The sequence below is a fragment of the Streptomyces sp. NPDC059455 genome (assembly GCF_042750115.1).
GTDB classification, from domain to species: Bacteria; Actinomycetota; Actinomycetes; order Streptomycetales; family Streptomycetaceae; genus Streptomyces; species Streptomyces endocoffeicus.
On the sequence record NZ_JBHYVB010000004.1, the window covers coordinates 31,151 to 54,150 of the forward strand.

Consider the following 23,000-nt stretch of genomic DNA (forward strand, 5'->3'; position numbering starts at 1 on the left):
CACACGTCAAGCAGGTCCACGCACCTGCTCGCGATCAACGATGAACTCGTAACCAACGATGAAAGGGACGCTATGTCCCAAGCTGTGGTTTCCCCGCCCCCGGTCCGCATCGGGAGGCTGTCGATCGGTGCCCTCGGCATCCTGGCACTCGCCCTCGGTACCCTGCAGACAGTGGTGGATCCCGCGCTCCCGCTGCTGCAACGTGAGCTGGGGGTCAGCTCTGGCGAAGCGGCACTGGTCTCCAACGCGGTGCTCATCACCGGCGCCGCCATCGCACCCGTCGCAGGCAAACTCGGCGACCGCTACGGCGGGAAGCGGGTGCTGGTCCGGCTGATGGCCGTGGTCTCGGCCGGTGGTCTGTTGGCCGGTCTGGCGCCGGACCTGCCGGTGTTGTTGCTCGGTCAGGTATTGCAGGGCGCCATGGTGGGTGCGCTGCCCCTTTCCTTCATCCTGGTGCGCAAACACCTCCCGGCAGGGGAGTCACAGCTGGGGATGGGGGTGGTCATGGCGCTGTTCACGGGCGGCGGCATGGTGGGAACGTTGACTGCCGGGCCGATCGCGGAGGCACTTTCCTGGCATTGGATGTTCGCGCTGCCGACGATCGTGATCATCGTGATGACGTTGGTCGTGGCTCGGTTGATGCCGCATGATCCGCCGATCGAATCGGAGTACGGGATCGACTGGCCCGGCGTGGTTCTGCTGAGCGGCACGTTGCTCGCTTTCATGCTTGGGCTCGTGAGGGTGACCGGCGACGACAGCCTGCCGCCACTCGCGATCGGGGCCCTCGCGGTGGTCGTGGCCGCCCTTGCGACCGGATGGGTTGTCGTCGAGCGCCGGGCAGTCTCGCCGATGGTCGATCTACGCATGCTGGCAAAGCCCGCGATGTGGCATGCGTGCCTGCTCACCATCGTCATCACCACCAGTTTCGGGATGGCGAGCTTTCTGCTCCCGCAGTTGTTCGGGGTGCCGGGCGACGGGTACGGCTTCGGAGCCGACACCACCGACATCGGACTGTTCCTGCTCCCCGGCGCCATCGCCGGGGCGGTGAGCGATTCGGTCGGCGGGATCGTGGCGCGGCGTTTCGGTCTGCGTGCCGTGCTCATCGTGGGCGCCGTCGTCACGGCGGCCACGATGATCGCCCTGGTGTCGCTGCACACCGCGGAATGGCAGCTCGTCCTCGCGAAGGCGCTGGCCGCGATGGCCGCGGGCGCCGCTACTACGGCGTTGCTCACCGGCGCCACCGCCGCCGTCGAGACCAAGGACACCGGCATCGCCACCAGCGTGCTCGTGGTGACACGCGTGACAGGCATCGCCCTGGGCGTCCAGATCGCCGCCGCGATCCTCGACGCCGGGGCCGACTCGGCGACGGGCATGCCGACCGAATCGGCCTTCGTCACAGGTTTCGCCGTCGCCGGCCTCGTCGCCGCACTGTCACTGCTCGTTGTCCGTATCACGAAGAAAAAGGGAGCCCAGGCATGACACTTACCGGTCTGTCGACGGACGTGAGTACTACCGCGAAGCGCACAGTTCTGATCTCCGGGGCCAGCATCTCCGGACCCGCGCTGGCGTACTGGCTGGCCCGGTCCGGATTCGCGGTCACCGTGGTGGAGAAGGCAGGCGTGCTGCGCGCCGGTGGTTACCCGATCGACATCCGCGGTACCGCGATAGAGGTGGTCCGGCGGATGGGGATACTGCCGCGACTGCGGGACGCGCACATCGACTCGCAGTGCTGCACTTTCCTCAACGCCGATGGCAGTAAGGTGGCCTCGCTCCCTCCGCACGCCGTTGCCGGCAGTGCCGAGGGACAGGACCTCGAGGTGCGGCGTGGGGATCTGGCCGCCGCCCTCTACGCGCTGGTCCGTGACGACGTGGAATTCCTGTTCGACGACTCCATCGCCACCCTCGACCAGTCCGGACCAGGGGTCGACGTTACGTTCCGCGGTGGGCAACGGCGCACGTTCGACCTGGTGGTCGGCGCCGATGGTATGCACTCTCACACCCGGGAGTCGCTGTTCGGCCCCGAGGAACAGTTCCACCGCTACCTCGGCTACTGCTTCGCCATATTCACCATGCCGAACACCTTCGGGCTCTCCCACGAGCTCATGCTGTGGAACATCCCGGGGAAAGCCGCGGCCCTCTACGCCGTCGGGGACAACGATGAGCTGCACGCCTTCCTGAACTTCCACCAGCCGGAACCGCCGTTGGACGCCCTCCGGAACCCCGACGCCCAGCGGGACCTGGTCGCCACGGTCTTCGCGGGCGCGGGATGGGAGGTCCCCGGCATGGTCGACGCCATGCGCGGCGCGGATGACCTGTTCTTCGACACGGCCGGTCAGATCCGCATGCCCCACTGGTCCAGCGGCCGTGTCGCGCTCGTCGGCGACGCCGCGTACGCACCCTCGTTCCTCACCGGACAAGGCTCGAGCCTCGCGCTGGTCGGTGTCTATATGCTCGCCAACGCCCTGGCCACGAACCGGGACCACACCGCGGCCTTCGCCGCCTACGAACGCGACGTTCGCGAGTTCGTGGCCATGAACCAGGCACTGGTCGACAACGGTGGGGCCACGCTCTTCCCCACCACGGCGCGGGCCCTGGAGCAACGCAACACCATGCTGCGCGGCCTCGTCACCATGCCCTCCGCGACGCCACGACCGGCCCACTCGGCTCTTACGCTGCCCGAGTTCGACCCGATGCCGTGACTCGACTACGACGGGCCGCCGGTCCCGCCGTCGGGGGCGGCGTGGGCCAGGCCCGTCCGGTAGGCGATGACGACGAGTTGCGCCCGGTCGCGGGCGTCCAGCTTCGTCATGGCGCGCTGCACATGGGCGCGGACGGTGAAGGGGCTGAGGAACATCCGCTCGGCGATCTCCTGGTTGGACAGGCCGGTCGCGACCAGGGCCACCATCTCGCGTTCGCGCGGGGTGAGCACGGCGAGCTGTTCGGGGTGGTGCTGCGTGGCGTGGTCCGGTGTGGCCAGGAAACGGGCGACCAAGGAGCGGGTGGCGGCGGGGGAAAGAAGAGTGTCGCCGTCGGCGATCGTACGCACGGCGTCCAGCAGGTCCTCGGCCCCGATGCCCTTGCCGATGAAGCCGCCGGCCCCCGCGCGCAGCGCCTGAGCGACGTACTCGTCGGTCTCGTACGTGGTGAGGACCAGGATGCGGCTGGCACGCAGATCCGGGTCCGCGCAGATCTCCGACGTGGCGGTGAGACCGTCCACCTCCGGCATCCGGATGTCCATGATCACCACATCCGGCCGCAGCTCCCGGGTGAGTCTCACCGCCTCCCTGCCGTCGGCGGCCTCGCCGACCACGGTGATGTCGTCGGCGCTGTCGAGGAGCAGCCGGAAGGCACCGCGCAGCAGGGCCTGATCGTCGGCGAGCAGCACCCGGAGCGTCATGGCGCACCCCCGGCCTCTCCGCCGCCCGTCCGTCCGTCACCTGTCGCTCCGTCGGCCATCCGCCCCTCGATGGTTGTCGCTCCATCAGTCCATGTCGCTCCGTCGGTCCCGCGCGTCGTGTCCTTGGCGGGCGGGAGGGGCAGCTGGGTGGAGACGAGGAAGCCGCCCTCAGGGCGCCTGCCCGTGGAGAGCTGCCCCCCGACCGCGGTGGCACGTTCACGCATCCCGATCAGACCGTAACCGGGCGGACGGTCCGCCGGCGTGGCCGCACGCGGGCCCGTGGCCGCGCCCCGCCCCGTGGCCGCGGTCGGCGCCGTACGGGCGCCCCCGCCCCCTCCGTCGTCGGCGACGGTGATGGTCACGTGATCGCGGTTCCAGACGAGGCGCACCCGGGCGCTACCGGTACCGGCGTGCTTGGTCACGTTGGTCAGGGCCTCCTGGACGATGCGGTAGGCGGTGAGGTCCACTCCCGGCGGCAGCGGCCTGGCCGTGCCCTCCTGGTGCACCGACACCTCCAGAGCCGCGCGGCGGAAGGACTCGAGGAGCGTGGGAAGCTGGGACAGTCCGGGCGCCGGTTCGGCGGGCGCGTCCGCGTCCCCGGACTGACGCAGCAGACCGACCGTGGCCCGTAGCTCGTCGAGCGCGTCGCTGGTGGTCTCGACGAGCTCCTTGAGGCTCTTGCGGGTCTGCTCCGGGCGGGCGTCGAAGAGGTGGGCGGCGACCGTGGCCTGCGCGTTGGCCAGGGTGATCTGACTGGCCACGAGGTCGTGCAGTTCCCGGGCGATGCGCAACCGTTCCTCGCCCACTCTCCGGCGCGCCTCGCTGTCCCGGCTCTTCTCGGCCTGCCGGGCCCGCTCCTCCACGGCCGCCAGGTAGGCCCGTCGGTTCCGCACCGAGTGCCCGAGTAGGCCGGCCACCAGCGGGAACGCCACCACCGCGCCCACCCTGCTCGCGTCTTTCCCCGAGAGGGCCCCGAACAAGGGGGTGGAGGCGACCAGCAGCGCCACGGAGATGAGCGACACCGCGCTCACCGCGCGCCGTTCGGTGCGCGCGGTGAGCGAGTAGGAGTAGGCGGTGATCCCGGCGGGGGCCACGATGAGCGGGCTCAGCAGGAGGCCCAAGGGCGGCACCAGCACACCGCTCGCGGTCGTGACCGCCATGGCGGCCAGGGGGGCCCGGTGCCGCACCGGCAGCACGGCACAGGACACCACGGCGATGACGTAGGCGGCGACAGGCGGCAGTGACAGCGTGCTGCCGTCCTCCCGCACCACGCCGCCGAGCAGACAGAGCACGAACGCCGTCGCGGTGATCGCTCCCTCCCGCCACCACGTGCCGCGTGGTCGCGGGCCACCGCCACCCGTGTTCATCATGGCCGGTTCAGTCCCGGCCGACGGGGAGCCGCGGCACCGCCGCGTCCGGCGCGGTCGCGGAGGCCGGGACCTGCCTGCTCAGCTTCTCACCCTCGATGTCCACATTCGGCAGCACACGGTTCAGGATACGAGGCAGCCACCAGGCCCGGTGACCGAGCAGTGCCAGCACCGCGGGTGCGATCGCCATCCGGACCACGAAGGCGTCGAAGGCGACGGCGGCGGCCAGGCCGACGCCCATCGTCTGAATGGTCGGGCTGCTCATCCCGATGAATCCGGCGAACACGCTGACCATGATGATCGCCGCCGCGGCCACCACACGTCCGCTGTGCCGGAACCCGTTGACGATGGCCTCGCCGGGGGACGCGCCATGGACGTAGGCCTCCCGCATCCGGCTGAGGAGGAAGACCTCGTAATCCATGGCGAGGCCGAACACTATGCCGATGATGAGAATCGGCATCAGCGACATGACCGGTCCGGTCTGCTCGATGCCGATCAGGTCGGCCGCCCAGCCCCACTGGAAGACGGCGACGAGGACGCCGAAGGCGGCACCCACCGACAGCAGGAAGCCGAGCGCGGCCTTGACCGGGACCAGGACCGAGCGGAAGACCACCATCAGCAGGAGCACCGCCAGGCCGATGACCACGGTCAGATAGGGGATGAGGGCGTCGGACATGGCTTCGGAGATGTCGATGTTCATCGCGGTGGTGCCGGTCACCAGAATGCCCGCGCCCGTGTCGGCTTCGACGCCGGAGACCGCGCCCCGGATCGTGTTCACCAGGTCCTTGGTCTCGCCGCTGTTCGGCGCGGTCCGCGGGACGGCGGTGAGGACGGCCGTGTCCTTGGTCCGGCTGAGAACCGGCTCACCGACCGACGCGACCCCGTCCACTGCCCGTACGGTCTTGGCGACCAGGTCCGTGGTGGCCCGGGTGTCCCCGGACTCCGACGTGTCGACGACCACGGTCAACGGGCCGTTGAAGCCGGGGCCGAAGCCTTCTGACAGCAGGTCGTAGGCGCGGCGCTGGGTGGTCTCCACCGACTTGGACTCGTCTCCGGGCAGCCCGAGTTCGAGGCTCAGCGCCGGTACGGCGACGGCGCCGAGACCGAGTCCGGCGATCAGCAGCACGGTCACCGGCCGACGCAGCACGAACCGCGCCCAGCGGGTGCCGAGTCCGGGCCGGCCGGCCGCGCTGGGCGCCGCGTGCGGGCGCTCGCTGCCCGACCGGCGGTACGAGGGTGCCTTGCGGACGGCGCGGGACAGTACCCGCCGGCCGAAGAACCCGAACAGCGCGGGGACCAGGGTCAGTGCGACGAGTACGGCAAGGGCCACCGCGCCCGCGCCGCCCATGCCCATCTTGGTGAGTTCGGGGATTCCGACGACCCCCAGCCCGACCAGGGCGATGAAGACGGTCGCACCGGCGAAGACGACGGCGGATCCGGCCGTGCCCACCGCCCGGCCGGCGGCCTCCTCCGGCTCGCTGCCCTGGGCGCGCTCGTCGCGGAAGCGGGAGGTGATGAAGAGTGCGTAGTCGATGCCGACCGCCAGCCCCAGCATCAGTGCCAGGATGGCGACGGTGGACGTCAGGCCCAGCGGAACGGCCAGCGCGGAGACCAGGCCGAAGGCGATGGCCACGCCCACGAAGGCGGTCAGCAGCGACAATCCGGCCGCGACCAGCGACCCGAGGGCGAGGACCAGCACCACCGCCGCCACCGCCACGCCGATGATCTCCGTCGTACCGCCCGGTTCCTCTTCCGAGTCCAGGGCCGAGCCGCCGATCTCCACGGTCAGTCCCGCGTCCCGGGCCTGGCCGGCGACGTCCTCGAGGGCGCTCTTCGTCGCCCCGGTCAGGTCGACGGCTGTCTCGGTGTAGGTGATCGTGGAGTAGGCGATGGTGCCGTCCTCGCTGACGGCGTCGGTCTCATACGGGTCGGTGGTCGACGCGACCTGATCGCTCCCGTCCAGCGAGCCGAGCGCCTTCTCGACGGCCGCCTTGTTCTCCCTGGCCGTCACCCGCTGCCCGTCCGGGGCCCGGAACACCAAGCGGGCTTCGGCACCCTGGGAGTTGCTCTGGGGGAAGCGCTCGTCCAGCAGGTCGAACGCCTTCTGCGACTCGGTGCCGGGCATGGAGAGGTCCTCTTCCTTCCCCTCCGGCGCCACGCCCGCGGCGGCGATGGCCAGCACCAGGACCCCCAGCCACAGACCACCCACGAGCCGGCGGCGCCGGAAGGCCCACCGTCCGAGCCGGTAAAGATATGTAGCCACCTGTTGATCACTCCAGACACCGTTGGGCAAGGGGAATCGCGCGGGATTCACGCGCCTCCAACACTTCCCTCCGGCGCCCCGCCGGGCATCGTCCTGCGCCGCCGTCTTCCTCTGGTGCACCCGGACCAGCCACTCATGTGCCCTGGTGCCCACGCACTACAGGCCGGCTCGGGCCGGGGCTATTCGGGCCGGGGTTATATCGACAGGACCGGCTCGCCGGGTCGTACGGGAGCGCGGTGCGCCGCGTAGCCTCGGTTCATGGACACCTCTTGCGCCACCGTGGCCGCGCGGACCTGTGACCGGATCGAGGCTGGGGACGGGGAGATCCAGGCCTTCGTGCCCGAGCCCGGCCGGCGGGACCGGTTGGGGCGTGCGGCGCGGGTGGCCGATGAGCGGTGGGGCGATGTGGACGGGCGGCCGCCGCTGTATGGGGTCATGGTGGGCGTGAAGGACATCGTGCATGTCGAGGGGTTGCCCACGCGTGCCGGGTCGGACGTTCCCGCCGAGGTGTTCGCCGAGGCGGAGGCGTCGCTTGTCGGGCGGCTGCGGGAGGCGGGGGCGCTGGTGGCGGGCAAGACCGTCACCGCCGAGTTCGCCGTGACCGCTCCCGGGCCGACCCGCAATCCGCACCAGCTCGACCACACTCCGGGCGGCTCCAGCAGCGGTTCGGCGGCGGCCGTGGCGGCGGGGATGGTGCCGTTGGCCGTCGGGACCCAGACGATCGGTTCGATGATCCGCCCGGCGGCCTACTGCGGGGTCGTCGGCTTCAAGCCGACCCACGGCCGCATCCCCTCCGACGGTGTGATCCCCAACGCCCCGACCTTCGACACCGTGGGCCTCTTCGCCCCCGATGTGGCGACCCTGGCCCCGGCGGCGGCCGTGCTGTGCGACGGATGGCGGCCGTCCGGCGAGGGCGGGGAGGCGGCGGCGGGGCGGCGGCCGGTGCTCGGCGTTCCGATCGGGCCGTATCTCGACCGCGTCGACGCCGAGGCCAGGAGCTCCTTCGAGGAGCGGGCGGGGCACTTGGCGGCCGCCGGATTCACGGTTCGCCGGATGCCCTTCCCGGACGACTTCGAACGGGTCGTGGCGGAGCAGCGGGTGATCAACCGTTATGAGCTGGCGCGGACCCACGCCGTATGGTTCCCGCGCCACGGCGAGCGGTACCGCGAGCAGACCGTCGAGGCGATCCGGGAGGGGCAGCGGATGAGCGACGACGCGTACGCCGCGGCCCTGCGCGCCCGCGCCGGGTTCCGCGAGCGGCTGGTGGCCGCCATGGACCGGGACGGGATCGATCTGTGGATCACCCCGGCGGCCACGGGCCCCGCGCCGTACGGCCTGAAGAGCACCGGCAACTCCGTGATGAGCCTCCCCTGGAGCTACGCGGGAGCCCCCGCTCTGGCGCTCCCCGCGGGCCGGGCGGCCAATTCCCTTCCGCTGGGCGTGCAGTGCGTGGCCCGGCCGGGAGCGGACGAGCGGCTGCTGGGCTGGGCCCCTGATGTGGAGTCGGTCCTCGTTGGGACGACCGCACCCGTATGATGGGTATCCACCCCCGTGTACGGAGTTGGGGACGAGATGACTGCCACATGGTGGCTTATGCAAGGTGAGTCCGCAGTCGGCGAGTTACGCCAGTACGGGGTCGACCAGCCGGTTTTTCTGTGCCACTTCACGCCGGGCCCGGGGTGGGAGACGGTCCGGGCGCAGTTCGAGGCGTGGTCCGCGCTGCGCGGACAGGATCCCGACGGAAGCCGTACCGCCCAGGTGATCCGGTCCATCATGGACCTCGGGCTGCGGCTGGTCCCCACGGACGACAGTCCGTCGATGGCGCTGTTCACCGAATGCATCCTGCGCATCGACGGCCACACCGCCCGATTGCGCTACTGATGCTTCGCCGGGCGCGGCGGCCGGTAGCGTGCCCTCATGGACATCGGTGATGTGGTCGAGGACTTCGAACTGCCGGATGAGAGCGGCACCGTCCGTTCGCTCAGCGGGCTGCTGGCGGACGGCCCGGTGGTGCTGTTCTTCTATCCGGCGGCCTTCACCCCCGGCTGTACCAAACAGGCGTGCCACTTCCGGGACATCGCGGCGGAGTTCAAGGAGTTCGGCGCCCAGCCGGTCGGGGTCAGCGCCGATTCGGTCGAGAAGCAGGCGGAGTTCGCCCATGCGTACTCCTTCGGCTATCCGCTGCTGTCGGATCCGGAGGGGACTGTGCGGGAGCGGTTCGGGGTGAAGCGCGGGATCGCGGCGGTGCCGACCAAGCGGGTCACCTTTGTGATCGATACCGATCGCAAAGTGCTGGAGATCGTCAAGAGCGAGTTCCGGATGAGCGTGCACGCGGACCGGGCGCTCGATGCCCTGCGGGGCAGGAACGGGTAAGTCCCGTACGACCCTCCGCGTCCGGCGGAAATCACTTGCGGGGGCCGCCTCTTGAGCGGCCCCCGCTGACGTTTGTGCCCTCTAGCAAGCGCTTGCCGACACGGCGTATGGTCAGGCGGCCGACCGTAGCTTCCCCCGCCATCGGCGAACCTCCATCGCCGAACTGAGCCGAGCCGAGGAGCCTTCATGAGACGCGCCGGTACCGCACTGCTGGCCGCCACCGCCTGCCTCGCCGCCTTATCGGGCGCCCCGGCCTGGGCCGGGAGCCCCGGGCCCGCCGAAAGCCCGGCCGCGGCCACGACCGCGACCACGGCCGCGGTCGTCCCGCAGTGCACCGGCACCGCGCCCATCGTCTGCCACGCCGATGTCCCGCCGGGTACGTACGACGTGACGGCGGTCCTCGGCGGCGCCCAGGCGGGCAGCACCGGCGTCACCGCCGAGTCGCGGCGGACGATGCTCGCCGCCACGCCGACCGCCGCCGGGCAGCGGCTCATCCGCTCCTTCACCGTGAACGTACGGGAGCCGGAGGGCGAGCCCACCGGGCCCAGTGGAAGCCCCGGGCTCGACCTCGCCTTCGGCGGCGACGCGCCGCGCCTCGCCGGTCTCAAGGTCACCGAGGTCACCAAGGCCAGCGAGGTCAGCGAGGCCACCAAGGTCACCGAGGTCAGCGAGGCCACCAAAACCACCCCCGGCCGCCGCCACCAGCTCTTCCTCGGCGGGGACTCCACCGTGTGCGACCAGCTCACCGCCCCGTACACCGGGTGGGGCCAGCAGCTGCCGCAGTTCTTCCGGCGCGGGCTGTCGGTCGCCAACTACGCCGACTCGGGGGAGAGTTCGGGCTCCTTCCTCGCCGACCCCCGGCTCTTCGCCACCATGCGCCCGCTGATCCGACCGGGCGACACCGTCCTCGTCCAGTTCGCCCACAACGACAAGCAGACGACCGCCGCCGACTACCGCGCCAACCTCGGCGCGCTGCTCGACGGCGTACCGGCGCGCGGCGGCAAGCCCGTGCTCGTCACGCCCATCGTGCGCCGCTGGTTCAACGACGACGGCACCCTCGACAACGCCACCGCCCTGCACATCAACGGCCTCGGGGTGAATCTGCCCGCCGAGATGCGCTCGCTCGCCGCCGAGCGGGGCGTACCGCTCATCGATCTGACCGCGCTCACCAAGCGGCTCGTGGAGGAGCTCGGCCCCGAGGGGTCCAAGCGGCTGTACCTCTACGACGAGGCCCGCGACAACACCCACACCTCCGCCCATGGCGCCACCGAGTTCGCGCGGCTGGTGCTCGGCGAGCTGCGTGCCCAGCGTCTCGTCCCCGCGGGGGTGCTCCGATGACCGGCCTCGCACCGCGCCTCACGCCGCACCGCACGCCAAGCCTCGCACCGCACCTCGCGCTGCCCCCGGAGGACCGCGACCTCAGCCCCCGCACCGGCTGGACCCGTGCCCACTGGGAGGCCGCCGCCGACGGCCTGCTCGCCGCCGTCGCCCCGTACGCGACCCCCGGCGGCGCCCTCTACCCGCTCCCGGGCGACCGGCCGAGCTGGTCGGGCCCCCGCTCCGACGGCCTCGAAGGTTTCGCCCGGACGTTTCTGCTGGCCGCCTTCCGCATCGCGGGGGCGCGCGGCGCCGATCCCGGCGGGCTGCTGGAGCGGTACGCGGACGGGCTCGCCACCGGCACCGCGCACCTCGGCACCGCACACCCCGGCACCGCACACCCCGGCACCGCACACCCCGGCGGCGACGGATCCGAGGACTGGCCCCGGATCACCGACCGCGGCCAGCCGCTGGTCGAGTCCGCCTCCATCGCGCTCGGGCTGCGGCTCACCCGCCCCTGGCTGTGGGACCGGCTCGACGACGGCGTCCGGGAGCGGGTGGCGGCCTGGCTGGTGGACGCGCTCACCGCCGAACCCGTACCCAGCAACTGGGAGCTGTTCCCCGTCGCCGTCGGCGGTTTCCTCACCGAGGCGGACATCGAGCCGGAGGCCGCCCGCGCCGCCGTGGCGCGCGGGTTGGAGCGGATCGAGCCCTGGTACACCGGCGACGGCTGGTACAGCGACGGCGCGGGCCGCGCCTTCGACTACTACAACGGCTGGGCCCTGCACCTGTATCCGGCGCTCGAGGCATGGCTGTCCCAGGACGACGAGCGGCTCGACCGTTACGGGCGTCGGCTGGCCACCCATCTCGCCGACTACGCCCACCTCTTCGGCGCCGACGGCGCCCCGCTGCACCAGGGCCGCTCCCTGACGTACCGCTTCGCCGCCGCCGCGCCCCTGTGGCTGGGCGCCCTCACCGGCCACACCCCGCTTGATCCCGGAACCACCCGCCGCCTCGCCTCCGGCGCCCTGCGCCACTTCCTCGACCGGGGCGCGATCACGGACCGGGGACTGCTCTCGCTCGGCTGGTACGGCCCCTACGACGGCGTCCTCCAGCCGTACTCCGGCCCCGCGTCCCCGTACTGGGCCGCCAAGGGCTTCCTGGGGCTGCTGCTCCCGGCCGACCACGAGGTCTGGACGGCGCGCGAGGAGCCAGGGCCCGCCGAGCGCGCGGACGTGACGCGCGCCGTCCCCGGCCCCAACTGGCTGCTCCAGTCCACCGCGGGCGACGGTCTGGTGCGGCTCCACAACCACGGCAGCGAACACCTCCCGCCGCCCGGCGACCCCGACCAGGACGACCCCCACTACGCCCGCCTCGCCTACTCCACGGCCACCGGCCCCTTCCCGTACGGCGTCGCCCCCGACAACCACTTCGGCCTGGTCCACGGCGGCCGGATCTCCCTGCGCACCGCGCTGGAGCCACTGGGCGCGGGCGACGGCTGGGCCGCCTCGCGCCATCGGGCGCGACTGGCGGGGGAGGAGCCGGAGGCGGGCGAGGAGGCGTGCGTCACCTCGCTGGTGCTGGTGCGCGGCGCCGTGGAGGTCCGGATCCACCTGGTGACCGGCGCCGCGCCGGGCCGGGCCGTCCGCCAGACGGGCTGGGCGGTCGCGGATCCCCCGGTGGCGGAGGAGGGGCCACGGTCCGAACTGCTGCCGCTCCACGGCCTGATGAAGGACGGCACCCTGCCCGCCGCCCCCACGGCCTTCGCCCGGCGCGCCGTCTCACCCGCGCTGGCCGGTGAGACGACGGGCCGCGCCGGAGGCGACCTCTTCCTCTGCCTCGCCCGTCTCACGGCCGACGCCGCCGCGCCCCCGCTGGCCGACCTGGTCCGCGCGGCGGCGGGCCCGGCGGGCGACGGGACCCATCTGGTGACGGTCACCTGGTGGGACGGCGAGGTGCGGCGGGCGCGGTTCGGACCGGAGGGCGCGGTGCGGGTGGAGTAGCCGCGGCGGTCCGGGGCCCCCGGTGCGGGTGGAGTAGCCAACGGCGGTACGGGACCGGTCGCCAGGACCGGCCCCGGACCGTACGACCGTCAGCGCAACCGCGAGAAGGTGAACGAGAACTCGGCGGGGGCCGCGTCCAGGCGGTGTTCGTCCAGCACCCCCGGGCCGCAGGACTGGCTGCCGATGCCCTGCTGTCCGTGGTCCAGGTTCACCCACACCGTCTCGTTCGACGGTTCGAGATCCGGTGTGTGCTCGGCCGCGTCGAGCTGCTCGGTGGTCCAGCGGCGCGCGGTGAACCAGAAGGCCGCCTCGCCCTCGATCCGCACCCCCGATCCATCGGGCGCGGTCAGCCGCACCCAGCGGACGTCGATCCGGGCGCCGTTCTCCTGTGGGCGGACGTACGGCGTCTGGAGCTCGTCCACCGACAGTGCCCACCGCCCCACGCGCGCGGCGGCGCGGGTGTCCGGGTACGCCTCGCCGGGGCCGCCGCCGAACCACTCGGCGTCGCCCAGCGCGGCCGGGACCCCGAGCCGCAGGCCGAGGCGCGGCAGCGGGAAGGTCCACTCGCCGAGCGGGGTGACGGAGACCGCGAGGCTCAGCCGTCCGTCCCCGTCGGCGGTCCAGCGGTAGACCGTCTCCAGGCCGATGTCGACGGCGGCGGGCGCGACGCGGGTACGGACGGTCAGCGCACCGTCCGGCGTCGTCTCCACCGCGTCGGTCCGGTGCCGCATCCGGTGCAGTCCGAACCGGCGCCAGATCAGGCCCCAGCGCTCGTCCGGCTGCCAGGACGCGCCGTTGTCGTTGTCGGTGGGCGCACGCCAGATGTCCAGCCGGGGCGGTTCGGCGAGGCGGAGCCCGCCGAGCGAGGTCAGGGCGCCGGTGGCCGCGTCGAAGACGCCGGGGCCGAGCACGATCCGGCCGCCGTCGCGGCGCGGCGCCACTCCCGAGGCGGGGGTGCGGGCCGGTGTGGCGGCGGGGAGCTGGGCCCAGGCCACCGGATGGCCCGCCTCGGCCCACGCCGTCGCGGCCGCGAGCCGCGCCTCGACCGTCCACCACGCTTCCGCTCCGGCCTCGGCGTCGGGCGGCGCCGGGAGCTTCAGAACGGCGGACTCGCCCGGGGGCAGCGGCGGTACCGCCAGCTCACCCGAGCCGATCGCCTCGCCCTCGGCCTCATAGGTCCAGGAGAAGACGAGATGGGACAGATCGGCGAAGTCGTGGCCGTTGGTGATCCGGACCGTGCCATCGGCCCCGTCGCCCTCGATCCGCACCGGCTCGATGACCTTCTTGTACTCGATCAGGCCGGGGGAGGGGGTGCGGTCGGGGAAGAGCAGCCCGTCGCACACGAAGTTCCCGTCGTGCAGCTCCTCGCCGAAGTCGCCGCCGTACACGTGGTAGAAGCGGCCGTCGGGGGCGCGCCGGGTGAAGCCGTGGTCGATCCACTCCCAGACGAAACCGCCCTGGCAGCGCTCATGCTCCTGGAACAGCCGCTGGTACTCGCTCAGCCCGCCGGGACCGTTGCCCATGGCGTGCGCGTACTCGCATTCGATGAACGGCAGCGCCCGGCGCTTCGCGTCCAGCTCCGGATCGCCCCACGGCGGCTCGGTGCGTCGGCCGATCTGGTCGACCTCCTCGTGCGGCGCGTACATCCGCGAGTAGATGTCCGTATCGGCGCAGGACAGATCGCCCTCGTAGTGGATCACCCGGGACGGGTCGCGCTCCCGGATCCAGTCGGCCATGGCGGACAGCCCGCGCCCGGTGCCGCACTCGTTGCCCAGCGACCACATCACCACGGACGGGTGGTTCTTGTCCCGCTCGACCATCCGCTCGGCCCGGTCGAGCAGCGCCGGGGTCCAGCGGTCGTCGTCCACCGGGTTGTTCCGCCAGTCCAGGTCGACGAAGCCGTGGGTCTCCAGATCGCATTCGTCGATGACCCACAGCCCCAGCTCGTCGCAGAGCCCGAGGAAGGCCGGATGCGGCGGATAGTGGCTGGTGCGCACGGCGTTGATGTTGTGCCGCTTCATCAGCACCAGATCGCGGCGCATGGTCGCGAGGTCCACCGCCCGCCCGTTCTCCGGATGGAACTCATGCCGGTTGACGCCGCGGAAGAGCACCCGCCGGCCGTTGACCTTGAGCAGCCCGTCCTCGACCACCACGGTACGGAAGCCCACCCGCAGCGGGACGCTCTCGCCCACGGTGGTCAGCCGCGCCTCGTACAGCCGGGGCGTCTCCGCCGTCCACGGCTCGACGGGGACGGTGGCGCTCTCCCCGGTGGCCAGGTCAAGCCCCAGCTCGGGGACGGTGACCCGGCCGCCGGGGTCGGAGTCGATCCGCAGCGTGCCCTCGCCGGTGGTGTGGTCGTACGAGGCGTGGACGAAGTAGTCGTCGAGCGCGCCCTCGGGGCGGTGCTCGAGCGTCACCTCACGGAAGATGCCGGGCAGCCACCACTGGTCCTGGTCCTCGAGATAGGTTCCGGAGGACCACTGGTGGACGCGTACGGCCAGCACATTGCCCGACGGCTGGAGCAGGCCCCCGACCGCGAACTCGTGCGGCAGCCGACTGCCCTTGAAGGTGCCCAGCTCCTCGCCGTTGAGCCAGACCCGGGCGCAGGACTCGACGCCCTCGAAGCGCAGGACCGCGTCCCCGCCCTCCGGCCAGTCGCCGGGCAGGTCGAAGACGCGCAGATGGTCGCCGGTCGGGTTCTCGTCGGGCACCCGCGGCGGATCCACCGGGAAGGGGTAGCGCACATTGGTGTAGATCGGCGCCCCGTGGCCGTGCAGCACCCAGTGGGCGGGCACCGGGAGCTCGTCCCAGCCGCGGGCGTCGTAGCCCGGGCGGGCGAAGGAGTCGTCCTGGGCGGTGGCGGTCGGTGACAGCCGGAACGACCACGTCCCGTTCAGGCTCAGCCGCGCGGCGTCGGAGGATGGGGTCCAGGGGCGGGGCGGCAGCGCTCCCGCGCCGGGGGAGACGTCCTCGTAGTAGGGCAGTGGCGTGTGCTGCGTGGAGCTCATCGACTCTCCTCGGTCAGCCCTTGATACCGGTCTGTGCCACACCTTGCACCAGCCAGCGCTGGAGGAACACGAAGACCAGGACAAGTGGCGGGATCGATACGGCCGTTGCAGAAGAAACAGGGGCGGATGGATAAGAAGGCCAACGGCCAACTGCGCGCGGCAAGGGCCCCGACCGCAAGGTAAGAGTGCCAGAGAACTCTGGTGCACGCCGATGGCGTAGTCATTCCCACGAGGCCCCCGGGACGCGATTTCCGTGCGCGTCCCGGGGCGTCCCAGGGCGTCCCGATGCTCGCTCCCGGCCGTCCGGACAAGGCGGAGCCCTCAGCCGCACGGGGAGCGGAAGCCGGCGGTCCGCCTCGTCTGTTCGATGGGCTGTTATTCGGTGCGCTGTCGCTCGCGCCGAGCCGCCGGCCGCCCGGCGGAGACGCCCTCCGGAGCGTGATCCCGGCCTGGGGGCCGGGGCGCGCATCCTGGGCAGACGTAGCGCGTCCGTCCGGGCCTGGTCGGGGTGGGTTCATGGACCGTCGAGAGTTTCTGATTCCTGCCGCAGCAGTCGCAGCGCCCGGGCGCTCCCGGGCGCTCCCGTGTGCGGGGCGGCCGCATCGGAGCGGTTGGCGTTGTGGATGCGCAGCAGTTCCTGACCGGTGTCGCATAGGCGGTCGCTGGTGCGGCAGGTAGGGCAGTCCATCCCGTGTTCAAGGACGAGAGCGGACGCGACCTCGGGGGTGTCGGCCATCACGACCGTCCCGTCCGGATCGTGCGCCCCGTCTCCCGTGCGCGGCGCATGGCGGCTACGGCGGCGAACACATCGACCTGCTTCGGGAGGCTCGGTGCACACTCAGGGCAGGCGTACGCAGTGCGGCCTCCGACGCTTGCGCCATGCTCCACTCCGACGACGACCGGCTCGTCCGTCGACTGCTGGCAGCGCCCGCAGATCTGCCTCGTCACCGCCCGTCTCCCGGCTGGGCTCCCAACTCGGCAAGCGTCGCGGCGCGCAGCGCCTCGTACAGGAAGACGGGGTCAGTGAGGTACTGATCACGCAGGGGTGGCACGCACCAGTGCACACCGGGCCCCTCCCTGCGGCTCACGGGCGGCACACCCACGAAAACCGCCTGAGGACCGTCTCCGAGCACGTCCGCGTACCGCAGGTTCCAGCCCGCGGCGGTGCCGGACGGGATGAGGAAGTACAACCGGGCGCGGTCGGGATCCGCGATGACCGCGCCGACCGCTTCACCGGCCCGCACGGAGTGCCTCGATTTCAGTACCGTTCGGTGGTGCCCACTGGCTCGCCGTCTTCATGATCGCGTCGCCTCGCGCACGTTCCTCACGGACAGCAGTGGCCTCGCGCTGTCCGTCATCCCATCCGGAGTTCTCGGCTCCAAGCCGTGCCCCCCGAGGCTGTGGCGTACTTCCGGCGCCGGCTCGATGACCTCTGGCGAGCCGACGCGGCGCAGAGCCCGCGCCGGTTGATCCCGACCGCGGCCGCGCAATTCCAGATCGTCGCGCACCTGGCGACCAACAGTCACGGCGGCCTCCGCAGGCGGCTATGGCAGACGGCGGCGGCTTTCACCGGGCTGATCACCTGGCTCCAGGAGGATGCCGGTCAGCTCGATCAGGCATCAGCCTGGGGCACCCGCACGCTGGAGTTGGCCCACCGCGCTCACGACAAACAGCTCGTGGCCCATGCGCTGACCAACCGCGCCATGGTGGACATGGACCTCGGCGACGGCCCCACAACCGTCGAGATGGCCAGTGCGGCCCTGGCTGACGAGAAGCGGCTGTGCGCCAAGGTCAAGGTTCAGGCACTTCAGCAGGCGGCACACGGACACGCCCTGGTCGGCGACCGCAGAGCCTGCGACCAGCTACTCGACCGAGCTGGCCGACTCATTGATCGCATCGATGACGATCACCCATGGGGCGTCGCGACCAGGACCCCGCTCTACCTGGAGATCCAGCGGGCCACCTGCTACAGCCGGATGCAGCTCGGCGCGGAAGCCGTTCGGCTGTGGGATCAGGTCATGCCCTCCGCGGAGTGGCGGAGCTCCGGTGTCTTCGCCGCCCGTCAGGCGGCCGCGCTGGCAGACAGCAGGCGCCCGGACGAGGCGGTAGCAGCCCTGGAGGCCGCGGTACACGTAGCGAAAGAGGTTGAGTCCGCACGGCTGCGCAGGGAATTGACGACCGCCTGGGAACGCCTGGCGCCGTGGCACCTCGCACCGCAGGGCCAAAAGGTGCGGGCGCTGTTCGACGGTATCGGGCTGCCGAACCGCTCGCCGAGGGTAGAGGCACCACATGGCAGAACGAGACCCGCTGACAGCAGAGGAAGTCCAGACGCGTCTGGAACGCTGGGAAGGCTGGTCCGGAGACACGAGCCGGATCGGCAAGACCTACCAGCTTGACTACTACACGAGCATCAAGGTCATCAACGAGGTGGCCGAGGCCGCGCAGAAACTTCAGCACCACCCGGACATCGACATCCGATGGGAGCGGCTGCACTTCAGCATCACGACATACAGCGCCGGCGCTGTGATCACGCCGCTGGACTTCAAACTGGTGGCAGAGATCGAGCGCGTGGCAGCCGCACACGGAGCAAAAACGGCATCCTGGTACTCCAGCTGCAACGCCGTTACACGGCGTGCACCTCCGGTGGCCGTCCCGCTGATGTCCATGCAGCACCGCTGCGAGTGGACGCGTTGGTCTCCCCATACACGGTTTCGCTTCGCGCGGCGTGCCGGGACATGAGGATGCAACTCGAACAGGATTCCCGCTTCTCGCGCGAGGCTCAGGGCCAACTCCATGTGCCCTGAGCCTTGCACGGTCGCGCCCTTGAGGCTCGCGCCTCCGCCAACGTCGACGAGCGACACCGCGCACGTAGGGGCAGTTGAGGAAGGCCCGGAACGGGTTCGGGGAGGGCATCGGCGGGGGACGGGACGCCGTAATGCCGTCGACCGTGCCCATGTGCGCCCATAGCCTTGGGGCCATGAGCGATCTGCAGACGATCCACGGCGTCCCCGTCCTGATGTGTGCCGCCGAGGGCGAGACCATCGGCGGTGAACGCGACGCGCTGGATCTCATCGGCAACGCCGGGTATCAGGGCGCCCAGTGGGTCGTCATCCCGGTCGAGCGGTTCGACGAGGCGTTCTTCCGGCTGAGCACGCGGGTGGCCGGGGACATCATCCAGAAGTTCGTGCAATACGCCATGGGGTTGGTGGTCCTCGGCGACATCTCCCGTCATAAGGAGGACAGTTCGGCGCTGCGGGACTTCGTCCGTGAGTGCGATCGGGGACGGCAGACGTGGTTCCTGGGGGATGTCGAGGAGCTGCGGGAGCGGCTGAAGAGCTGAGGGGGAGTCTCAGCCCGCGGTGAGCACCGCGCGGACGACGGGCCCGGCGGCATCCCCGCCGTGCCCACCGCCGGTGACCATGGCGGCGGCCGCCACATCGTTCCGGTAGGCGGTGAACCAGGCGTTGGTCCTGGGCTGGCCGTCGATCTCGGCCGAACCCGTCTTGGCGCCGATGTCGCCGGTGAGCCCGGACATCGCGCGGGCGGCGGTGCCACTGGTCGCGGTCAGCCGCATCATGGCCTTCAGCTGCGAGACGGTGGCCGGGCCGAGACCGCGGTCGCTGGTGGCGATCTCCCGGTGGTCGACGGAGCGCGGTACGAGGACGGGCTGCTTGAAGGTGCCCGTCTGGGCGGTGGCCGCGACCGAGGCGATGGTGAGCGGATTCATCTGGACCGTGCCCTGGCCGATCATGGCCGCGGCCTTGTCGTCGCCGCTTCCGTTCGGCACCTCGCCGTCGAAGGTGGTGACCCCCACCCGCCAGTTCAGCCCGAGCCCGAACACGGTCCGCGCCTCCTGGGCCAACGCGCCTTCGGGCACGGCCCCGGCGAGCGAGACGAACGCGGTGTTGCAGGACGCCGCGAAGTCCTGCGCGAAGGTGGCGGCCGGGTTCTCGCTGTCCTCGACGTTGTGGAACATCATGCCCTGTGCGTACGCCGCCGTCTTCGGGCACGGCACCAGGCGGCCCGGGCTGACCTTGCCCGCCTCCAGCAGAGTGGCCGCGGTGACTATCTTGAACGTGGACCCCGGAGCCGTCTGCCCCTGCAACGCGGCGTTGAACTCGGCCTGGTCGGAGTTGGCCACCGCCAGGATCTCCCCGGTGCTGGGCTTGAGCGCCACCACTGAGGCGCCGTCGCGCGTGGCCACCGCCTTCTCCGCGCTCCTCTGCACCCCGGCGTCCAGGGTGGTGCGCAGCGTTCCCGGGGTGCCCTTCGTCACCACATGGAGCGTGGCTCCGGCGGTCCCGTCGGGCTTGACCGCCGAGACCTCCACCCGGGCCGTGCCGCCCGCGTCGGCCCCGTATCTCGCGCGCAGCGCGATCAGCACCGGGTCGAGCGAGGGATAGCGGCCCTGCCGCAGCTCCTCGCCGTCGCGGTCCAGCACCCGGACCGGCGGATTGTCCGCCAGATCCGTCCGTACGGACTCGTTGTCGCCCAGTTTGGGGTGGAGGACGGAGGGCCGCCAGTCGACCAGCGGCTTCTTGGTCGTCCGGCCGCGCACCACGGTCAGCCGTGATGTGTAGGTCCAGCTGGATCGGGCCTTGCCGAAGACCACGTCGGCCTTGATGGTGAACGGGACCGTGGTGCCCCGCGCCGTGCCCGGGGTGGCCGTCACCTTCTTCACATGCCCGTCGTCGCGATAGCCGCTGAGGGCGCCGATGGCCGACTCGGCGTCGTTGGTGAGCCCGGCGGCGAGCATGTCATTGCCGTCCGCCCACGCGTCCAGGAACTCCCGCGCGGTCCGCCGGGCCTCGTCCCCGGTCACCGGACCGTCATGGGCCGCGGTGGTGTCGCCGCCTGTCACGCCCGTGTAGAGGTTGTATCCGCCGTAGCCCGCGATCCCCAGGAGCCCCACTGACAGTGCCCCTAAGACGACCTTCCCCACCGCTCGCATGGCGTCCCCCCGATTTTCACCTGTGGTCGGCCGGCTTTCACCTTCGTGGGTGGCGCGGGCCGTTGCGCGCATCGCCCCCGTGCCGCTCAGGCGGCCTTTTCCACCTCGCCGCGCAACGCCCGTGTGTAGACCTTCAGCAACCGGCTGTACTCGGCCCGCTCCGAAGGCCGCAGCGCCCGGCCGGCCCGGGCCCGCAGAAAGACGCGTATCGCCTCGTTGGCCTGGTCGGTGGCCGGGGTGGTCAGTAAGGCAGGTTGGTGAGTAGGAGTCGGACGCATAGCCATAAGAGTAGAGGCCCCTACCGACAATGGCATCGGCGTAAACCGCCCAACAGCGGTGTTACCGGCGGTATGTGAGGAACGCCGCATCCCCCGCGCAGGTGTTCCCCTCTATGCCCCCATGGCATATGCCCCGTCACGGCAGAGGTATGCCTCCTGGGCTCCCCTGCCGTTCCATCAGCTCTGACCAGGGGATTCCGGCCCGGCGAGGATCACTTCGAGGGTGCGGGGGCCGTGGACGCCTTCCACGCGGTCGAGTTCGATGTCACTGGTCGCGGACGGGCCCGAGATCCAGGTCAACGGACGGGCCGGGTCGAGGCGTTCGAGCGCCTCGGGGACGGAGTCCACGACCTGGTCGGGGACGCGGATCACGCAGATGTGGTGGTCGGGCACCAGGGTGAGGCGACGACGGCCCTGGTCGGGGGCGGCGTCCAGGACCACGGTGCCCGTCTCGGCGATGGCCACGGCGCAGCCCGTCACCACGCTGGAGACCGCGTCCAGGTCGTGCGGGGTCAGCTCCGCCGTGTCCGGAACCCGGCGCACCGCGTCGGGGACGGCGGACAGCCACGAGTCGGGGAGGCCCGGGGGGACGGCCACGCTGGTCGCGCCGCGGTCGGCGAGGAGCCGGGCGATCAGGCCCGGGAGGGACGACGGGGTGTCGGCGCGGTGGACGAGCGCGCGGTAGTCGGCCAGGTTCTCCGCGAGGAGGTCCGCCGTCCGGGCGGCGGTGCGATCGCCGTGGACGCGGTGGTAGGTGCGCTCGACCGGCACCTCCCCGGGTGTCTCGGCACGCGGCACATCGGCCAGGGCACGGCGGATCCGGGCCATGACCAGGGCGCGCGAGCCCGTGCCCTGGGCGCTGGGGTTCTGGGCGGCGGGGTGGTGCGCGCCGGGGTTCTGGGAGCCGGGGTCTCGCGGGGTCATGTGGTGTTCTTCCTTCCCTCCGTGCCGCTCCCGGTGCCGCTCTCGCCCCGGGTGCGTTGCCACCAGTCGCGGAACGACTCCTCCGGCACCTTCGGCAGCTCCCGCGTATCGCTCCACGCCCGCCCCGGACCGGGCAGCCGCCGTGGATGGAAGCGGCGGGTGCGGGAGGCCAGCCGCTGGCCGGTGCGCAGCAGCCGGGGGTGGTCCAGGGCCCAGCGGGCGGCCCGCATCGCGGCGCGCTCGGCGGCGTGGCCCTTGGCGGGCTTGATGACCGTACGGGTGCCACGGACGGAGGCGGGGCCGCCCTCGACCACGCGCTCGCGCAGGTGGACCAGGATCTCCGGGATGTCGATGGCGACCGGGCACACCTCGTAGCACGCCCCGCACAGGGACGAGGCGTACGGGAGCGAGGCGTCCAGTTCGCTCTGGGTGCCGCGCAGTTGGGGGGTGAGGATCGCGCCGATCGGGCCCGGGTACGCCGATCCGTACGCATGGCCGCCCGCCCGCTCGTACACCGGGCACACATTGAGACACGCCGAGCAGCGGATGCAGCGCAGCGCCTGCCGTCCCACGGTGTCCGCGAGGGTGTCGGTGCGGCCGTTGTCGAGGAGGACGAGGTGGAAGGCGCGCGGGCCGTCGGCGTCCGTGGTGCCGGTCCAGGTGGAGGTGTACGGGTTCATCCGCTCGGCGGTCGAGGAGCGCGGCAGGAGCTGGAGGAAGACCTCCAGGTCCTGGAAGGTGGGCACCACCTTCTCGATGCCGACGACGGAGATCAGCGTCTCGGGGAGGGTCAGACACATCCGGCCGTTGCCCTCGGACTCCACGACCACGAGCGTGCCGGTCTCCGCGACCATGAAGTTGGCGCCGGAGATCCCCACCTTGGCGTTCAGGAACTTCTCGCGGAGGTGGAGCCGTGCGGCCTCGGCGAGGTCGGCGGGCGCGTCGGTCAGCCCCTCCGGGGCCGGGCGGCCCCACTGGGACATCTTCTCCGTGAAGATGTCGCGGATCTCGCCCCGGTTGCGGTGGATCGCCGGGACCAGGATGTGCGACGGGAGGTCGTGGGCGCGCGGGGCCCGGCGAGAAGCGCGCGAGTCTGGGGGTCACGGGGTGACCGCCCGC

Annotated in this window: 19 protein-coding genes and 2 pseudogenes; 10 read left to right on the forward strand and 11 right to left on the reverse strand. The window is 71.6% G+C overall.

The features are described from left to right. Positions 1-72 precede the first annotated feature (72 nt). Complete coding sequence (locus ACFXB5_RS02500; RefSeq protein ID WP_385201637.1) at positions 73-1,479, forward strand: MFS transporter; 1,407 nt, start codon at positions 73-75, stop codon at positions 1,477-1,479. Continuing rightward, positions 1,476-2,699, forward strand: a complete 1,224-nt coding sequence (locus ACFXB5_RS02505) for an FAD-dependent monooxygenase (protein WP_385201638.1) — start codon at positions 1,476-1,478, stop codon at positions 2,697-2,699. The genes ACFXB5_RS02500 and ACFXB5_RS02505 overlap by 4 nt, the downstream gene beginning before the upstream one ends. A 5-nt stretch (positions 2,700-2,704) precedes the next feature. Here ACFXB5_RS02505 and ACFXB5_RS02510 read toward each other — a convergent pair whose 3' ends face one another. From ACFXB5_RS02510 to ACFXB5_RS02520, 3 genes are read right to left on the reverse strand one after another with little or no spacing between them, the layout of a single operon-like run. Beyond that, complete coding sequence (locus ACFXB5_RS02510) at positions 2,705-3,397, reverse strand: response regulator (RefSeq protein WP_385201640.1); 693 nt, start codon at positions 3,395-3,397, stop codon at positions 2,705-2,707. Next, positions 3,394-4,767: a sensor histidine kinase gene (locus ACFXB5_RS02515; protein WP_385201642.1), complete on the reverse strand. Its 1,374-nt coding sequence runs from the start codon at positions 4,765-4,767 to the stop codon at positions 3,394-3,396. Before ACFXB5_RS02515 ends, ACFXB5_RS02510 begins: the two co-directional genes overlap by 4 nt. Before the next feature lie 7 nt (positions 4,768-4,774). Then, positions 4,775-7,027, reverse strand: a complete 2,253-nt coding sequence (locus tag ACFXB5_RS02520) for an MMPL family transporter (protein WP_385201643.1) — start codon at positions 7,025-7,027, stop codon at positions 4,775-4,777. A gap of 258 nt (positions 7,028-7,285) precedes the next feature. Between ACFXB5_RS02520 and ACFXB5_RS02525 the strand changes: the two genes are divergently transcribed. The 5 genes from ACFXB5_RS02525 to ACFXB5_RS02545 all read left to right on the forward strand — a co-directional run bounded on the left by ACFXB5_RS02525 (position 7,286) and on the right by ACFXB5_RS02545 (position 12,720). After that, a complete protein-coding gene (locus tag ACFXB5_RS02525) occupies positions 7,286-8,563 on the forward strand; it encodes an amidase (RefSeq protein WP_385201645.1) in 1,278 nt (425 codons plus the stop codon). A gap of 36 nt (positions 8,564-8,599) precedes the next feature. Then, entirely contained in the window at positions 8,600-8,908 is a 309-nt protein-coding gene (locus ACFXB5_RS02530; protein WP_385201647.1) for a hypothetical protein, read from the forward strand. A 36-nt stretch (positions 8,909-8,944) separates the two neighbouring features. Beyond that, entirely contained in the window at positions 8,945-9,400 is a 456-nt protein-coding gene (locus ACFXB5_RS02535; protein WP_385201649.1) for a peroxiredoxin, read from the forward strand. A 186-nt stretch (positions 9,401-9,586) separates the two neighbouring features. Next, positions 9,587-10,738 (forward strand): rhamnogalacturonan acetylesterase, encoded by a 1,152-nt coding sequence (locus ACFXB5_RS02540; RefSeq protein WP_385201650.1) that lies wholly within the window; start codon positions 9,587-9,589, stop codon positions 10,736-10,738. Next, positions 10,735-12,720: a DUF2264 domain-containing protein gene (locus ACFXB5_RS02545; RefSeq protein WP_385201652.1), complete on the forward strand. Its 1,986-nt coding sequence runs from the start codon at positions 10,735-10,737 to the stop codon at positions 12,718-12,720. Before ACFXB5_RS02540 ends, ACFXB5_RS02545 begins: the two co-directional genes overlap by 4 nt. 89 nt (positions 12,721-12,809) lie before the next feature. On the opposite strand, the gene ACFXB5_RS02550 is transcribed toward ACFXB5_RS02545, so the two are convergent. From ACFXB5_RS02550 to ACFXB5_RS02565, 4 genes and pseudogenes are all read right to left on the reverse strand, one after another. Further along, on the reverse strand, positions 12,810-15,728 hold the full coding sequence (locus tag ACFXB5_RS02550) for a glycoside hydrolase family 2 TIM barrel-domain containing protein (RefSeq protein WP_385201653.1): 2,919 nt from the start codon (positions 15,726-15,728) through the stop codon (positions 12,810-12,812). Between the two features lie 13 nt (positions 15,729-15,741). Continuing rightward, a pseudogene (locus ACFXB5_RS02555) lies at positions 15,742-15,837 on the reverse strand (carbohydrate ABC transporter permease); the annotation flags it as partial. Between the two features lie 405 nt (positions 15,838-16,242). Beyond that, positions 16,243-16,464 (reverse strand): hypothetical protein, encoded by a 222-nt coding sequence (locus ACFXB5_RS02560; RefSeq protein ID WP_385201655.1) that lies wholly within the window; start codon positions 16,462-16,464, stop codon positions 16,243-16,245. A 208-nt stretch (positions 16,465-16,672) separates the two neighbouring features. Then, the gene (locus tag ACFXB5_RS02565; protein ID WP_385201656.1) at positions 16,673-16,972 is read right to left on the reverse strand and encodes a hypothetical protein; all 300 of its coding nucleotides are present in this window, start codon (positions 16,970-16,972) and stop codon (positions 16,673-16,675) included. Between the two features lie 141 nt (positions 16,973-17,113). On the opposite strand from ACFXB5_RS02565, the gene ACFXB5_RS02570 reads away from it, so the two are divergent. From ACFXB5_RS02570 to ACFXB5_RS02580, 3 genes are all read left to right on the forward strand, one after another. Beyond that, on the forward strand, positions 17,114-18,124 hold the full coding sequence (locus ACFXB5_RS02570) for a Twin-arginine translocation pathway signal (RefSeq protein ID WP_385201658.1): 1,011 nt from the start codon (positions 17,114-17,116) through the stop codon (positions 18,122-18,124). Next, positions 18,018-18,467: a 4a-hydroxytetrahydrobiopterin dehydratase gene (locus tag ACFXB5_RS02575; RefSeq protein WP_385201660.1), complete on the forward strand. Its 450-nt coding sequence runs from the start codon at positions 18,018-18,020 to the stop codon at positions 18,465-18,467. Before ACFXB5_RS02570 ends, ACFXB5_RS02575 begins: the two co-directional genes overlap by 107 nt. A 238-nt stretch (positions 18,468-18,705) precedes the next feature. Then, positions 18,706-19,068 (forward strand): DUF4180 domain-containing protein, encoded by a 363-nt coding sequence (locus ACFXB5_RS02580; protein ID WP_385201662.1) that lies wholly within the window; start codon positions 18,706-18,708, stop codon positions 19,066-19,068. A 9-nt stretch (positions 19,069-19,077) separates the two neighbouring features. On the opposite strand, the gene ACFXB5_RS02585 is transcribed toward ACFXB5_RS02580, so the two are convergent. From ACFXB5_RS02585 to ACFXB5_RS02600, 4 genes and pseudogenes are all read right to left on the reverse strand, one after another. After that, complete coding sequence (locus tag ACFXB5_RS02585; RefSeq protein ID WP_385201664.1) at positions 19,078-20,679, reverse strand: penicillin-binding transpeptidase domain-containing protein; 1,602 nt, start codon at positions 20,677-20,679, stop codon at positions 19,078-19,080. 86 nt (positions 20,680-20,765) lie between these two features. Then, on the reverse strand, positions 20,766-20,957 hold the full coding sequence (locus ACFXB5_RS02590; protein WP_385201666.1) for a hypothetical protein: 192 nt from the start codon (positions 20,955-20,957) through the stop codon (positions 20,766-20,768). Positions 20,958-21,134: 177 nt separating this feature from the next. Further along, on the reverse strand, positions 21,135-21,785 hold the full coding sequence (locus ACFXB5_RS02595; RefSeq protein ID WP_385201759.1) for a lactate utilization protein C: 651 nt from the start codon (positions 21,783-21,785) through the stop codon (positions 21,135-21,137). Between the two features lie 92 nt (positions 21,786-21,877). Further along, positions 21,878-22,939: pseudogene (locus tag ACFXB5_RS02600) on the reverse strand (LUD domain-containing protein); the annotation flags it as partial. Positions 22,940-23,000 lie beyond the last annotated feature (61 nt).

Excerpts from the sequence above, each read along its gene's own strand:
- ACFXB5_RS02560 (WP_385201655.1), bottom strand. The coding sequence starts at position 16,464 with ATGGCCGACACCCCCGAGGTCGCGTCCGCTCTCGTCCTTGAACACGGG.
- ACFXB5_RS02500 (WP_385201637.1), top strand. The coding sequence starts at position 73 with ATGTCCCAAGCTGTGGTTTCCCCGCCCCCGGTCCGCATCGGGAGGCTG.
- ACFXB5_RS02515 (WP_385201642.1), bottom strand. The coding sequence starts at position 4,767 with ATGATGAACACGGGTGGCGGTGGCCCGCGACCACGCGGCACGTGGTGG.
- ACFXB5_RS02585 (WP_385201664.1), bottom strand. The coding sequence starts at position 20,679 with ATGCGAGCGGTGGGGAAGGTCGTCTTAGGGGCACTGTCAGTGGGGCTC.
- ACFXB5_RS02550 (WP_385201653.1), bottom strand. The coding sequence starts at position 15,728 with ATGAGCTCCACGCAGCACACGCCACTGCCCTACTACGAGGACGTCTCC.
- ACFXB5_RS02510 (WP_385201640.1), bottom strand. The coding sequence starts at position 3,397 with ATGACGCTCCGGGTGCTGCTCGCCGACGATCAGGCCCTGCTGCGCGGT.
- ACFXB5_RS02575 (WP_385201660.1), top strand. The coding sequence starts at position 18,018 with ATGGCAGAACGAGACCCGCTGACAGCAGAGGAAGTCCAGACGCGTCTG.
- ACFXB5_RS02595 (WP_385201759.1), bottom strand. The coding sequence starts at position 21,785 with ATGGCCCGGATCCGCCGTGCCCTGGCCGATGTGCCGCGTGCCGAGACA.
- ACFXB5_RS02580 (WP_385201662.1), top strand. The coding sequence starts at position 18,706 with ATGAGCGATCTGCAGACGATCCACGGCGTCCCCGTCCTGATGTGTGCC.
- ACFXB5_RS02525 (WP_385201645.1), top strand. The coding sequence starts at position 7,286 with ATGGACACCTCTTGCGCCACCGTGGCCGCGCGGACCTGTGACCGGATC.
- ACFXB5_RS02530 (WP_385201647.1), top strand. The coding sequence starts at position 8,600 with ATGACTGCCACATGGTGGCTTATGCAAGGTGAGTCCGCAGTCGGCGAG.
- ACFXB5_RS02505 (WP_385201638.1), top strand. The coding sequence starts at position 1,476 with ATGACACTTACCGGTCTGTCGACGGACGTGAGTACTACCGCGAAGCGC.
- ACFXB5_RS02590 (WP_385201666.1), bottom strand. The coding sequence starts at position 20,957 with ATGCGTCCGACTCCTACTCACCAACCTGCCTTACTGACCACCCCGGCC.
- ACFXB5_RS02545 (WP_385201652.1), top strand. The coding sequence starts at position 10,735 with ATGACCGGCCTCGCACCGCGCCTCACGCCGCACCGCACGCCAAGCCTC.
- ACFXB5_RS02540 (WP_385201650.1), top strand. The coding sequence starts at position 9,587 with ATGAGACGCGCCGGTACCGCACTGCTGGCCGCCACCGCCTGCCTCGCC.
- ACFXB5_RS02535 (WP_385201649.1), top strand. The coding sequence starts at position 8,945 with ATGGACATCGGTGATGTGGTCGAGGACTTCGAACTGCCGGATGAGAGC.